General features: G+C 34.5%; 15 protein-coding genes. 5 read left to right on the forward strand and 10 right to left on the reverse strand.

The genetic code is table 11. From position 1 onward, the window contains the following. Window positions 1-15: 15 nt before the first annotated feature. Entirely contained in the window at window positions 16-1,338 is a 1,323-nt protein-coding gene (mgtE, locus tag K0U91_RS11115) for a magnesium transporter (RefSeq protein WP_219971474.1), read from the reverse strand. Between the two features lie 83 nt (window positions 1,339-1,421). Next, on the reverse strand, window positions 1,422-1,979 hold the full coding sequence (locus K0U91_RS11120; RefSeq protein ID WP_219971475.1) for a pyruvate decarboxylase: 558 nt from the start codon (window positions 1,977-1,979) through the stop codon (window positions 1,422-1,424). 173 nt (window positions 1,980-2,152) lie between these two features. Between K0U91_RS11120 and rpsO the strand changes: the two genes are divergently transcribed. The 4 genes from rpsO (at window position 2,153) to K0U91_RS11140 (ending at window position 6,555) form a co-directional block, all read left to right on the forward strand. Then, window positions 2,153-2,422, forward strand: a complete 270-nt coding sequence (gene rpsO / locus K0U91_RS11125; protein ID WP_219971477.1) for a 30S ribosomal protein S15 — start codon at window positions 2,153-2,155, stop codon at window positions 2,420-2,422. 150 nt (window positions 2,423-2,572) lie between these two features. Next, window positions 2,573-3,763, forward strand: coding sequence for an acyloxyacyl hydrolase (locus K0U91_RS11130; protein WP_220179677.1), 1,191 nt, complete (start codon window positions 2,573-2,575; stop codon window positions 3,761-3,763). A 141-nt stretch (window positions 3,764-3,904) separates the two neighbouring features. Then, complete coding sequence (locus K0U91_RS11135) at window positions 3,905-6,121, forward strand: polyribonucleotide nucleotidyltransferase (protein ID WP_220179678.1); 2,217 nt, start codon at window positions 3,905-3,907, stop codon at window positions 6,119-6,121. 83 nt (window positions 6,122-6,204) lie between these two features. Beyond that, window positions 6,205-6,555, forward strand: coding sequence for a hypothetical protein (locus K0U91_RS11140; protein ID WP_220179679.1), 351 nt, complete (start codon window positions 6,205-6,207; stop codon window positions 6,553-6,555). Window positions 6,556-6,603: 48 nt separating this feature from the next. Here K0U91_RS11140 and K0U91_RS11145 read toward each other — a convergent pair whose 3' ends face one another. Then, window positions 6,604-9,024: an outer membrane beta-barrel family protein gene (locus K0U91_RS11145; protein WP_220179680.1), complete on the reverse strand. Its 2,421-nt coding sequence runs from the start codon at window positions 9,022-9,024 to the stop codon at window positions 6,604-6,606. A gap of 5 nt (window positions 9,025-9,029) precedes the next feature. Beyond that, the gene (locus K0U91_RS11150; protein ID WP_219969580.1) at window positions 9,030-9,470 is read right to left on the reverse strand and encodes a MarR family winged helix-turn-helix transcriptional regulator; all 441 of its coding nucleotides are present in this window, start codon (window positions 9,468-9,470) and stop codon (window positions 9,030-9,032) included. A 575-nt stretch (window positions 9,471-10,045) separates the two neighbouring features. On the opposite strand from K0U91_RS11150, the gene K0U91_RS11155 reads away from it, so the two are divergent. Continuing rightward, window positions 10,046-10,480, forward strand: a complete 435-nt coding sequence (locus K0U91_RS11155) for a cold-shock protein (protein ID WP_219969579.1) — start codon at window positions 10,046-10,048, stop codon at window positions 10,478-10,480. 56 nt (window positions 10,481-10,536) lie between these two features. On the opposite strand, the gene K0U91_RS11160 is transcribed toward K0U91_RS11155, so the two are convergent. Genes K0U91_RS11160 through K0U91_RS11185 form a run of 6 tightly spaced genes read right to left on the reverse strand, consistent with a single transcriptional unit; the run spans window position 10,537 to window position 14,336 of the window. Next, entirely contained in the window at window positions 10,537-11,595 is a 1,059-nt protein-coding gene (locus tag K0U91_RS11160) for a nucleotidyltransferase domain-containing protein (protein WP_220179681.1), read from the reverse strand. Window position 11,596: 1 nt separating this feature from the next. Next, window positions 11,597-11,788 carry a hypothetical protein gene (locus K0U91_RS11165; protein ID WP_220179682.1) on the reverse strand — a complete coding sequence of 64 codons (192 nt, stop codon included), beginning with the start codon at window positions 11,786-11,788 and terminating at the stop codon, window positions 11,597-11,599. Beyond that, window positions 11,788-12,261, reverse strand: coding sequence for a hypothetical protein (locus tag K0U91_RS11170; protein ID WP_220179683.1), 474 nt, complete (start codon window positions 12,259-12,261; stop codon window positions 11,788-11,790). The genes K0U91_RS11165 and K0U91_RS11170 overlap by 1 nt, the downstream gene beginning before the upstream one ends. Before the next feature lie 54 nt (window positions 12,262-12,315). After that, entirely contained in the window at window positions 12,316-12,819 is a 504-nt protein-coding gene (locus K0U91_RS11175; protein WP_220179684.1) for a hypothetical protein, read from the reverse strand. A 19-nt stretch (window positions 12,820-12,838) separates the two neighbouring features. Continuing rightward, a complete protein-coding gene (locus tag K0U91_RS11180) occupies window positions 12,839-13,570 on the reverse strand; it encodes an ATP-grasp domain-containing protein (protein WP_220179685.1) in 732 nt (243 codons plus the stop codon). Window positions 13,571-13,586: 16 nt separating this feature from the next. Further along, window positions 13,587-14,336, reverse strand: a complete 750-nt coding sequence (locus K0U91_RS11185; protein ID WP_220179686.1) for a nucleotidyltransferase domain-containing protein — start codon at window positions 14,334-14,336, stop codon at window positions 13,587-13,589. Window positions 14,337-14,465: the final 129 nt, after the last annotated feature.

The raw sequence follows: 14,465 nt of genomic DNA on the forward strand, positions 1-14,465 counted from the left end.
AGACTTTGCTTAAAATTACAAAAGTTTTCCGGTTAAGAAAAGCCCGGCAATCGTAAAGTAAATAATAAGTCCCGTTACATCTACCAATGTTGCAACAAATGGGGCAGAAGAAGTAGCAGGGTCAAGATTGAATTTTTTAAGGATAAAAGGAACCATAGAACCGGATAAAGTTCCCCAAAGTACAATCATAGACAGCGACATCCCGGCGCTCAGCGCAATAAAAAACCAGTAATCTCCATAATCAAACCAGCCCATTCTGTGCCATATCATAATTCTGAAAAATCCGATAACTCCAAGAAATGTTCCTAAAATCAAGCCTGTTACCAATTCTTTTTTCATTACAACCCACCAGTCTTTAATAGTAATTTCCTGAAGTGCCATTGCACGGATGATTAGCGTTGCTGCCTGTGAACCAGAATTTCCGCCGCTTGATATAATTAGAGGAATGAAAAGAGCCAAAACAACTGCTTTTTCAATTTCGTTTTCATAATATCCCATTACTGAGGCGGTAATTAGTTGAAGAAAGAATAAAACAATCAACCAGAGACCTCTTTTTTTGATCATCTCAAACCAATGCGTCTGAATATAGGGATCATCTAAAGCTTCTACCCCTCCGAACTTTTGAATATCTTCGGTATTTTGAGATTCAATCTGATCTAAAATATCATCAATGGTTACAATTCCCACCAAAACTCCCGCTTCCGTGATGATTGGAAGCGCTGTACGATCATATTTTTCAAAATAGGTAACGGCATCTTCTTTGGAAGTTGTGGTTTTGATAGCAACAAACTGATTGTCGGTAAGATCAGAAACCAAAGTATCTTCTTCAACAAGAAGTAAACTGCCCAATGCCAAATCGTCAATCAGGCGGTTTCTTTCATCTACAACATATAAATGATTGATGGTTTCTACTCTTTTACCTACTTTTTTGATCTGCTGCAGACACCTTTTTACCGTCCATTCTTTTCTTATCTGAATGTAATAAGGTGTCATCAGACGCGCAATAGAATCAGAATCGTAGCCCAAAAGTTTTAAAGCAATTCTTCTTTCTTGTGGATTAAGGTGATTGATAGAATACTTGATCAATTCGTCCGGAAAATCCTCAAAAAGTGCAGTCCTGTCATCAGGAGTCATCGCATTCAGAATTTCTGAAACATCGTCACTACCGATGCTTCGGATGGTTTCTTCTTGAAAATCGGGGTCTAAATGCGAAAAGACGTCTGCTTTGTATTCTTTCGGAACTTTCAGGAAAGCCAACAGCCTTTCATCAGCAGGAAGTTCGCTAAGTCTTTCGGCAATATCGGCTGGGTTAAAAGTAAGTTCGTCTGTGTAATTCAAAACTGAATTTTTTGATATGCAAAAATAATTCAAATTTTCAAGAAAAAGAGAACGATAACATTAAATTAAGAATTTATTAAAGCTTAAAAACCGGCTTCAGATGAGGGTTTCTGTTTTCTCAGTTCTTTCAGAATGATTTTCATAGCGCCGTTCGCTCCGATCTTAATTGAATTTTCTGCAGAACCGAGAAGACGCATATTTTTGCGATAGGTATCATAGTCAGAGGATGCGATGAAGTTTCCCTCTGCGTCAAAAAGCTTCATACTCACCACAACCTGATTAGAGAAAACATATTTCCCTAATCCTACTTTGAAATACTTCACTTTTGGAACAACTACGAAGTCAGCGTCATTGTTTTTACTATATTCTGAAATGGTTTTAGAATCGATGCTGTCATAAGAAACCTGCACTTCAGATCTCAGCATTTTGTTTTTCCTGAACCCACTTACTTTATTAGAAACAGCACTGAAAAATGCATTATTGGTAGGTTCTTTTATTTCTTCAAGATCAGGCTCTACTTCAGGATTGAAGTAAAGGATTTTCTTTATTTTATCAGCATTATGAAGTTTCTGTGCTTTTACAGAAGAAATACTGATGATAAATACAGTAGAGATAAGTGTAAAAAATAAGATTTTTTTCATGTCTTTGTCAACTGCAAAAATACTGTCTTTTAATGGGATGGCATAATTTTATTAAGAAATTTTTAACATATTTTTCTATCATTTTTAATCTATGCAATCGATAATGTTTTGCGGTATAAGAAAATAGTTGTACTTTTGCACCCGTTACATAATAATCATTAAACAATATTGGAATGTACTTAACAACAGAAAAAAAAGCAGAAATTTTCGCAAAACATGGAAAATCTGCACAAGACACAGGAAGTGCTGAAGGACAAGTTGCACTTTTTACTTTCAGAATCAATCATTTATCTCAGCATTTGAAGGCTAACCGTCATGACTTTGCTACTGAGAGATCTTTGGTAAAATTAGTAGGTAAAAGAAAAAGTTTGTTAGATTACCTTAAAAACAAGGATATCACAAGATATAGAGCAATTATTGCTGAACTTGGATTAAGAAAATAATCTATAAGATTTCCAAAAATAAAAAAGCAGCTTCGCAAGAAGTTGCTTTTTTTTGTATGATAGTCAATAATTTTTAATTGATATCACTCTATTAGGTTGTTTTAAAATGAGAATATTTACATTTGCTTTTTTTTAATTTAATTGAAAGATTTGAGATATTTTTACTTCTATTTACTTTTGTGTATATCAACATTCTCTTTTTCTCAAGAATTAGATACGATTCCAAAATCTAATCTGCAGGGTACGATAAGTATGCAATTCGGGAAGTTTTTAGGAACCAATGACTATCTAAAAACACTTAAACATCGAGAATTTATTGGTGCTTCTGCAGAACTCACTGTACAAACTGATGGTAGCCAAGAATGGCACAAGAGATTTGGGAGACCTTACTATGGCGGAGGTATTGTAGCTTTTGATTACCTTAAAAATAGTGATATGGGAAAACCTTTTGCCGTTTACGGAACCTTTGGCGGAGTTATTAAAGAAACACCAACTCATGCCTGGAATTATGAAACAAGTGCTGGTTTTGCTTTCAATTGGACTCCATATGATTTGAAAAAAGAATATATTAATCAAACTTTTGGTTCATCTGTAAGTATCTATATTAATTTCGGGGCTAATTATAAATACTATTTAGGAAAGCATTTTGACTTAGGTTTAGGCTTAAACTTTAATCATTTTTCCAACGGAGCTTTAAAACTTCCGAACAAGGGAATGAATACTTTTTCTCCGAAACTTTCCCTGACTTATCATTTTGATGAAAGACAATTTGCTCCACACGATTCATTGTCAGTATTTGATAAATATTCTACGCTGGATGTGAATTTTTTTGGAGGTGTGAGACATTCTATTTTTTACGGAAAAGATCCCGGATTTGAAAATTTTGATGTGGATATGATTAGGAAATTTGAAGGCAAATACTATCAGAACTGGGGAGTAGAAACGGTGTATCACAGACAAGTTACCTATAAATCATCTCTTGGATTGGGAATTGGTGTGATGTACGATGAAGATTACAATCATAGGTTTTATCAGGATAAGAATGGAGTAATCCAAAGCACAAGAAGATTTACAAAAGACAATCTTTTGCTGAATATCTTCCCTTCTTACCGCCTATCAATTTCAAAATTTGCGATTCAGGTTCAACCGGGATTTTATTTATTTAAAAAAGAATTCGACCGACGTTATGATAAAACTATTTTTTATCAGAGAATTGGTTTTCAGTATACCGTTGGGAAAAACTTGTTAGTAGGAATCGCATTGAGATCTTTCAAATTTCACAAAGCTGATTATATTGAATGGAGGCTCGGATATAGAATTTTCACTAAGAAAAACGGCTAAAAATTTTAAATTTAATAAAGATTTTTACCTGCAAAACTTTAAATATTATATTTAAAACAAAAACAGTAAATTTGCACCACATTTTTAGACGAAATATCAATAATTAAAGCGCTCAATACGGAGTGCAACACAAAACAATTTATGAGTATACCTCAAGCAATTACAGAAACGATCATTCTTGCAGACGGCAGAGAGATCACAATCGAAACAGGAAAACTGGCGAAACAAGCTGACGGTTCTGTTGTCGTAAAAATTGGCGGAACAATGCTTTTAGCAACTGTTGTAGCCAGCAAAGAAGCAAAAGATGGTGTAGATTTCTTACCATTGACAGTAGATTACAGAGAAAAATTCTACGCAGGCGGAAAAATCCCCGGAAACTTTTTCAGAAGAGAAGCGAGGCCATCTGATCAGGAAATCCTGACGATGCGTTTGGTAGACAGAGTTCTAAGACCATTATTTCCTGAGGATTTCCATGCGGAGGTTCAGGTGATGATTTCATTGATTTCTTATGACGGACAGTCAATTCCTGACGATTTAGCAGGTCTTGCAGCTTCGGCAGCGATCGCAATCACTGATATTCCTTTTAACGGACCAATGTCTGAAGTAAGAGTAGTAAGAATTGACGGAAAATTAGCTGTGAATCCTAATTATGAAGATCTTAAATTAGCTGACCTTGACATTATGGTGGGTGCAACGAAAGATTCTATCGTAATGGTGGAAGGTGAGATGAAAGAGATCTCTGAAGCAGAAATGCTTGAAGCGATTCAGTTTGCTCATGTTGAAATCAAAAAACAAGTAGAAGCTCAGGAAAGATTAGCTGAAAAAGTAGGCAAATCTTTACCAAAAAGAGAATACAGCCACGAAAATCACGATGAAGCTATCCGTGAGAAAGTATGGAAAGAAACCTACGATAAAGTATACGAAGTAGCAAAAATTCCTTCAGGAAAAGAGGAGAGAGGTGAAAAATTCAAAGCTGTTTTGGCTGAATTTTTATCTCAATATGTAGAACACGCTGAAGAATTAGAAAGAGTAACTCCTTTCGCTAAAGTATATTTCCATGATGTGGAAAAAGAAGCGATGCGTCAGATGATTTTGAATGATAAAATCCGTCTTGATGGTCGTGATCCTCAGACAATTCGTCCGATCTGGAGCGAAATCGATTATTTACCGGGAGCTCACGGTTCTGCAATTTTCACAAGAGGTGAAACTCAGTCTTTAACTGCTGTAACTTTAGGTTCAGTAAAGGATGCGAACATGGTAGACAGCGTAATGGTAAACTACGATGAAAGATTCTTCTTACATTATAACTTCCCTCCGTTCTCAACTGGTGAAGCAAGACCTTTGAGAGGAACTTCAAGAAGAGAAGTGGGTCACGGAAACCTGGCTCAGAGAGCTTTAGCAAACATGATCCCGGAAGAAAATCCTTACACCATCCGTATTGTTTCTGATATTTTGGAATCCAACGGTTCATCTTCAATGGCGACTGTTTGCGCAGGAACTTTAGCATTGATGGATGCGGGTGTTCAAATCAAGAAACCGGTTTCAGGGATTGCAATGGGATTGGTAACTGATGTAAAATCAGGGAAATTCACTGTACTTTCTGATATCTTGGGTGATGAAGATCACTTAGGAGATATGGACTTTAAAGTAACCGGAACCGCAGACGGAATCACCGCTTGCCAAATGGATATCAAAGTTCAGGGATTGTCTATGGAAATTATGGAAAAAGCGCTTCTACAGGCTAGAGACGGAAGATTACATATTCTTGATAAATTGAATGAAACGATTTCTGCACCAAGAGAAGACGTGAAACCTCACGCTCCGAAAATGGTAATGCTAGAAATTTCTAAAGATTTCATCGGTGCGGTTATCGGACCTGGTGGAAAAATCATTCAGCAAATGCAGAAAGATACGGATACCGTTATCGCCATTGAAGAAGTTGGTGAAATCGGTAGAATCGAAATTTCAGGTGTTAGCAGAGAGAAAATCAACGAAGCGATTGCAAGAATCAACGAGATTACTTTTGTACCGACTGTAGGTGAAGTTTACCAAGGTAAAGTAGTGAAAGTAATGGATTTTGGAGCATTCGTGGCGATTGCTAAAGGTACTGAAGGTTTACTTCATATCTCTGAAATCGAATGGGCTCGTCTTGATAAAGTTCCTTACAAAGAAGGTGACGAAGTTGAGGTGAAATTTATGGGTTATGATGACCGTAAAAAAATGAAGCTTTCAAGAAAAGTTTTATTACCGAGACCAGAAAGACCGGCTCCAAAACCGAGAAATGAAGCTAATGTAAATCCTGAAGGTAAAGACCAACCAGGTGAGCACAAGCCTTTGAACGAACCACAACAGGACTAATCGTCCAGTATATAGAATCCCTCTTTTGAGGGATTTTTTTTGCTTTAAATTTAATTATCTTTAAAAACCTAAAAATTTTATAAATGAAAAAACTTTTTATTCTTTTACTCATTGCGTTATCAGCTTTAAGTTTTGCTCAGACCGTCAATGATGTTCCGTTGAAAGATATAGACGTAGATTACGTTCAGATCATCGGTACAGGTCGTTCTTTAAGTACCAAGGTTAATGTTGAAATCGATTTCGGGCAGGAAACCAAATCTATCTCATTTAAAAAGGGAACCAACATCAAAGACGAAAGAGGCCGCAACGTAAAATTCAACTCAATGATGGATGCGCTGAACTTTATGTCTGCCAACGGATATGCCTTTCAGTTTGCTTATACCACAAATGACGAGAAAGATCAGTCTGTTTATTACATTTTAAAAAAGAAATAAAAAAACCACTGAAATTTCAGTGGTTGATAGTTAATTGTTAAATATGGTTTATCCATTCCCGATTCTCTGCTTAAGATCATCTGCGCCACCTGTTTTTCTCGGCTGCCCGTTTTTAGACGAGCCAAAATTGTAGGTGTAAGAGAGTGTTGCAACACGGGTTTCTCTTCTCACTACAAAATTTTCTATGTAATTTGAATACACATTTTTGGCTTCCGGATTACTTGTATAGAAAACATCATTGAAGGAGAATTTAAGTGTACTGTTGTTTTTAAATTTCTTCTGCGCACCTATGTTCAGATACCAGTTGGGTTTCAGATTCATATAAGCATATACTTCTCTCGCTCTGTAGTTTCCTGTAAGCTCTGCGGTAAAGCCGTTTCCTAGCTTAAATGAATTGATGCTGTTTACATTAAAGGTAAAGTTTCCCTGATTTTTAATGGATGTATCAGCAATATTTCCGGTGTAACTTCCGTAGTAGAAATTGGCACTGTTGTTCATATCCCACCATTTTGTAACTTTTACAGGCGCAATCAGGTATAATCCTAAATATGATGCGGAGCTTAAATTATCATTGGTCTGCACGACAACTATATTGCCATTTTCAACTGTAGGTTTTAAAACATCAGTAATATTATCTGAAGTTTTGCTGTAGCTTAACGTCGCAAAATATTTATTGTTAAAACTATAGGTAAATTCATAATTCATTGTGGTTTGCGGATTGAGATCCGGGTTTCCCGCCTTATATGTTGTAGGATCAAGGTAAAATTTGAATGGGTTGAGCTGATTATAGCTTGGTCTTGTAATTCTCCGGCTGAAATTGATTTCCAGATTGTTTTTTTCATTTAAATCATAAGAAAATACAGCACTTGGGAATAGCTGAGTGTAATTTTTTCTGTTAATCTGATTGGTTGTTAATTGAGTTCCCGTCACATTGGTGTTCTCCATTCTTAAACCAAAATTAGCGCTGAATTTCTCCCATTTTTTAGAAACATTGCCATACACAGCATTGATGTTTTCTTCATAGATAAAATGATTGGTTTTATTGGTGTCGATGACGGATGATCCGGTGCTTGCATCAAAGAATTGCATATCGTTATCGGCTTTTACAAAACTCGTTTTCACGCCGCTTTCTAATTTCCATTTATTTTTAAATGCTTTGGTAAGATCAGATTTTAAAGAGAAAATATTCAGTTTACCGTTGATATCGCCTTTCAAAATGTCCAAATTTCTGAGGCTTCCGTCGATATCATATATTCTTGTGTCAAAGTTTTGCAGTGAGGTATTCGAATAATTGATATAATCAAAATCAGTCGTTATTTCTGAACCCAGAGAATCGATGGTATATTTATGATTAAGGTTGAGTGAAACATTTTTCCAGTGATCTTTTGAACGGTTCTGGCTTGTAAATGTGCTTTCCGGCAGACTGTTGCTTCCTAAAACAGTGCTTGAGTTGTCACCTTTAGGATCAAATTTGTTGCTCACAAAACCTATGGAAAAGCCAAGTACATTCTTATCGTTCAGATAATAATCCATACCCGTTTTGGCGATATGATTCCGGAAATTATACTTTAGAAAATTGTCCTGAAGATATGTTTTTTGAAGGGTTTGGTTGTCATCATAGAAATTTCGATCAAGCATCAGGTGATTAAAAAATTCTCTATAGGCGAAACTGTAGTTGGCAAAAAAATTCACTTTTTTGTTTCTGTGATTGATGCTGAAATTATTATTATTCTTGATATATCTTCCGGTTCCCAAAGCCACGGAAGCGCTTCCGTTGGTGCCTTTTCGCTGGTCTTTTTTTAATTTGATATTGATAATCGAAGTTCCTGCCGCATCATATTTTGAGGAAGGATTGGTGATGAATTCTACTTTTTCGACACTTGATGAAGGGATCCCGCGGAGATAATTAGCAAGATCACTTCCTGTCATTGGTGTATTTTTTCCGTCGATCTGTACCAACAGGTTTCCTTTCCCTCGGAGGCTGATATTGTCATTCCCATCAATATTCACTCCCGGAGCTTTTTCTAAAACTTCAAAGGCTGAATTTCCTGTCGCTGCAATGCTGTTCTCTACATTCAGGATCATTTTTCCGTCCTGTCTTTCGATGTAGGGCTTTGCTTTGGTCATCGTAACGCCTTCAATCAGCTTTTCTTTAAGTTCAATTTTCGGAAGTACCTTGTTTTCAGCTAAAGAAATACTTTCAGACCGGTAAACTTCGGCACCGTTTTCATTAATTTTCAGATAATAATTTCCATTTCTCAGATCGCTGAAATCGAATTTCCCGTTCTTATCAGGAATTTCCGTTTTAACTAATTTGTCTTCAGAATTAAACAAATTGATTTCTACAAGATGAGTCTTCCCGGAATTGATGTTTCCCGAAAGTGAAAAGTTCTCTACATTCTGTGCAGAAAGCTTTGTGCTGAACATCGAGATCAGCCAAACAAAAATGAATAAAAATATTCTGGCCATTGTGTTTATTTTTTTGAATTAATACAATTTTGTGTAATTTTTATGAGTGTAGAATTCATCACTTCCAGTTCAGCTGCAGAAATATTTTCTAATGCTGTTTTTCTGTTATTTTCTACGAGATTCTGTACTTCTTTGATGATCTTTTTCCCTGTATCTGTGACTTCAAGATTGGTTTTTCTACGGTCTTTAGCATGAGCAGTTCTGGATATAAATTCTGATTTTACCAGCAGATCAATAATTCTGGTTACCGATGCATTGTCTTTAAATACCAGATCTCCGATTTCGTTTTGCGTAATGCCAGGATTTTCAAGAATTGATTTTATGGTTAACCATTGATCGATTGTAATCTTAAAACCATTGGCTTTTAGTTGTTGTTGCGCATAATTTCTATAGGTCCTTATTGCTTTATCGATATTGTAAAAGATGATTGAATCTAATTTTTCCATTGCCATATATTTGTAGTGTATGATTAATCAATTATTGATATGTCAATGAATAAGTTGTCTGTTTTTTATTTTTGTTACAATTGCAGAATAAATTTTTTTAAATATTTTAAAGCTGCCATAAACTACAGTTGTAACAGATTGCTTAAAAAGAAAATAATCTGAAATTCAAATAATTAATGAAATTTATCGTATATTTGTATTATAATTAAGAAGAAGGTTTCTGCTTTTCTTACACTGTAACAGTTGAGAATACTCTTTATCCCTCAGTTTTCTTTATTCTGACTGCCGTCTTTTCACTTTTATTTCTCTAAGTTAATATCTGTGCCGGCAAATGAATCACCACAACTGAACCAAACAGATATCTTTTACTTTTTTTCAGAAAGTAGAATGGTTCCACAATCAGACAAACTTTCTGGTAACGATCATTAATTGTTTTGAATTGATGATCTGAATGCAACGGATCATCAGAAGAATTCAATAAGAATCTTTTTATGAAAATCAACAATACTCTTTGATGAATACTGGAAAATCATCAGAATTTAAAATCAAGAATAACAATTAATATACAATAATATATGGCGGATTCTTTCTCAAAAAAAGAAAACTTTAAGAAAAAATTACAGAAGCAAAAGGAAAAAGCGATACGTCGCGAAGACCGAAAAAACACCAATGACAAAGGAAAAAGTCTTGATGATATGATCATGTATGTAGATGCAAACGGTCAGTTAACAAGTACGCCTCCTGATAACTCTAATGCAGAGGCTATCAATTTGGATAATATTCAGTTGGGTGCAGCTCCTATTCAGGAGGAAGATCCAATCAAATCTGGTATCGTTACATTCTTCAGCGACAAGGGTTACGGTTTCATCACAGAAGACAATTCTAAAGAAAACGTATTCTTCCACAGCAATAACTGTGTAGATATCATCAAGAAAGGAAACAAAGTGTCTTTCGAAAAAGAAAGATCACCAAAAGGTTTCTCTGCGATCAATATTAAAATCATCAGATAGTTTTTTAAAACTATATATAAAAACAAACCGCTTCAGTGATGAGGCGGTTTTTTTTGTTATGTATAAAGATTTTCTCTTATTTCTACTAAAATTTTTGTTGTTTTTTCTAAACCCGGATATTCTGGAAGTGTAGATGTTGCATGATAATATTCGATCGACTGAATCAACCCTTCGGCTTTTTGCATAACAGCTTCATATGGCCAATTTCCGGCTTTGATATCTAATAATTCATCACGATTTTCTACACGGATGTTTAATGAATTGGTTTTAAAAATCTGTTCGCAAGACTGCAAAAGACGAATCGTATGCATCATATTTTTGCTGTCGTAGTTTTGTCCGTGATGTTGATTGACGTTGTATCGATCTTCATTTCGCTCGGAAACCCACTTCCAATATTCACGATAATCTTTGCAGTACGTGGAGTAGGCATCGAGGTTGCAAAACAAATAGGCAGCAGGTTTTTCCTCTTTCGGGACAGATGATACAGAAACCTGATTGGCTTCTTCATTTTGGATAATTCCTTTATAGTTTAAATCTCCCGATTCGTTGTAGAAAAGCGCAAACATGCCTTTGGTATTATCAATGCTGACCAAACCGCATTTTTCCTGAACTTTTCCGTTTTCTGAAAGCCATTTTTTCAACGAAACCGAACCTTGATTATACAAAACATAACAAAAATCGAGAATGGATTTTCTTTCTTTATCGATAGGATTCAGGATTTTTTTGTTGAGTCCTTTTGCTTTTTTGATCTGCGAAATTGCGTAACCTGCAAAGGTATCTTTACATAATTTGGAAAGAAAATCTTCAGGTTTCAGTACATCCATCAACGGATTTTTATGCTGAATGCAGTCTTCCGGACTTGCCAGAATTTCCAGAATATTCGGATTGTTTTTCTGTAGCAATTCTACGAATCTCCCAATCTCATAATACGAAATATCATTGGTCTCATTTGAAATCTGCGGAATATAGTTTAAGCCAAAAAAATCTTCTTTTGGTAAATAATACACTCCCCGAATATCTGTATCCGAGTTTTCCGTTGCGAGTCCGAAAGAGCGGCTGCCGGAGATGGTTTCGAGGAGGGTGAGGTTGTGGGATTTTATATATAAGATATCCATTCTATGTATAAATTACTTCGCCAACTTTAGCATTTTTTAGTCTTTCAATTATTTCTAATCCATGTTCATGATTATTACATGGAATTATTAATTTATTGGGTGGATTTTTAATTCCATTTATAACAGCATAATTTCCTGCCATCATCACTTGAATTTTCAAAGTTCCAAGTATTTTAGGTTTAATGATTCTCATTAATGATTCTTTTTGTTTACTAATTTTTTCCGTTTCTTCAAAGCTAAATTTTCAAGAAAAATTAACAGTTTTTTGAATTGTAGTTTCCATTCCTCTGTTTCTTTTTCAGTGAAGTACAATTCTGAAGTTCCTTCCACAGAAATAAAGTATGATTTTCCATTCCAATTTAAGAAAATTTGTTGTGCAGAAATATCACTAATGTAAAGTCCTGTATCAAATGAATATTCGGAGAAAGAAAATTCATTTTTATCAATATATTCTAAAAAGTTCCAAATTGTTTTTGGAATTTCTTCTAAAATTTCCTGTTGTTCTTCTAGTTGAAAACCAGAGTAATACAAATTTACTTTTTTGAAGTCTTTTATAAGCAATTCAAACCCATAAAGATGCTCAGTAAAACCATCCCCAAAAGAATAGGCGAAAATATATTCTTTCTGAAGTCTTAGTTCTTCATTTTCGTATACTCTGAATTGCATCATAAGTAATTTTAGGATTAAATTAGAATTTTTCTTTTTGCAAAAATGCTCTTATTAGTTTTCAATATCTTTGAGTATGTCATCAAGATCTTTATCATCTTCATATTTATTAGAATAGTCAATTTCTATACAGCTAACTATTTCTGATGCTTCCTGAAGAGTTATTTCTGGAAATATTTTTCTTAATAATCCAATAGCCACAATTAATCTTTTTCCTTTGGACAAAGCATAATAAATGATGTCGATAGGATTTTTTTTGTGATATTGTAAATTGCGTATTTTGTCATAAAGAGCATAATTATCATTTTTAAAAGCTATTTCAAATTCTTCTTCCGGAAAATTAAACAAATCATCTTGAAAATCATGAAGGCTTTTGTATTTTGTAGTTCCGATAATCATTATTTCTTTTGCTTCTACTAATGATAATTTTGGAAACAGTTTTCTAATGCTAAGAATTATTTTTAAAGGTGTTTCACCTTTTTTTTCAAAATCCTTTACTAAATCAAAAATATTTTTGTCTTGAAGCTTTAATAACTTATATTTAAAGGAGTTGTCCATTCTATTCTTTCTTAATAATTTAATTTTTAATACAACTCTCCACAATTACCTCCAAAGCCTTTTCCGCATCACAAGCATACAAACCCGAACACCAAGCAGGATTCGCTTCAATCAAAGCCCAACCTTTTCCTTTGATAATTCCAAAGTCAATAACGATAGCGTTGGGAAGTGTAGATGAATATTTTTGAATAAAATCTTTAAAAAATCCAAACAATTCTTTTTGCTCGGTTTCAGAAAGCGGATTCGTGTCAAACGCATTGTTTCGCCAATAAGAAGAATAAGTTTTTATTTCATTATTTAAAACGAAACATCTCACTTCAAGCTCCCATTCCACAACTTGTGAGATGAAAACCATACTTTCGAGATCTAAAGAATCAAAACCTTTGATATCCGTTACTTTATCGAAAACTCCGGCTTTAAAGCTTTTAAAATCAGAACATTTAATGAATATATTTTCTTCGTTCACAAAATCTTTCAATTGACCATAAGAAATTTTACGTTTGGTAAATTGCTCTAAAATTTCTGCGAGCCAATTATCTTTTGGTTTTGTTAATGTCAGATTGCATTGTTCAGCAACAATTTCCGCATAAATATCTTCACCATAAACCGCAATTACATCATCCCGAAATTCTTCAGGAACATTCCATTTTGCATTGAAACGATTCAATTCATAAGGAGAAATGATGGATGCTTTTTTAAGGTTGTTGCTGTCTTCCGTGTATATGGGAGAGAGGGCGATTATATTTTTCATGTGTTGTTTTTTTATTCTAATGTATCAATATTTCTCTAAAAACTTTCTCCATTTCATTTTTATCCGAATTTCCTCCTTTCATGTTCTTTGCTCTTTCCTCATTATCCTTCACCATCTCCTCCAAAACTCCAAAAAGGTCCCAATCATTTGAATGGTAATAAGCTTCTCCTTTTGTAGCTTTTAAGGCAACAAGATTTTCTATTTTGGTTCTCGTGAAATCATCAACTAAAACCAACAATTCACTGAATAAAACTGGCGGAACTGTTCCTTTTTCTAATATCCATTTTCCTGTCAAAGCTGTTCGAAGGCAGTAGAAATAAGATTTCAATTTTACTTCATCGGTTCTGCAGGCTTCGAGATATTTTTTGCTCATGCTCAGATAATGGTAAGAAACCGCTATCGGAGAAAAACAAGAATCTGCTAAAGGCTTAAAAAGTTCATAAAACTTTTCATTTTTTACATAAACGATAGGCGAGTAGAACCAACTCAATAAAGCCGCATTGGATTTTAACAAGAGGTGAAAAGTCTTTCTTAGATCCCATCCCGAACCGACAAGATCATCTTCGGTCATAAATTCTATCGTTTCATCTTTATCCCAAGGTGACAGATACCAGTCTTTTTCGTGTCGATATATGAAACGTATGTCATAATCGCTGTCGGGTGATGCAAAACCCCAAGCTCGACTTCCTGATTCTACGGCAAGAAGTATTTCTATGTTTCTTTTTGCCTCTATTTCTTTTAATTTTTCTAGTATTTTTGGTATCATTTTTTTCTTTTAATTAGTTATGAGATGCTATTTTTTATTTACTTTTAAAACTTAAACTTAAACATAAACTTTATCTAATCTGCGACTTCTGGAAAGAATCTAAACGATATTTAGATTCCTACGGAATGA

The sequence above is a fragment of the Chryseobacterium sp. LJ668 genome (genome assembly GCF_019613955.1).
GTDB lineage: Bacteria > Bacteroidota > Bacteroidia > Flavobacteriales > Weeksellaceae > Chryseobacterium.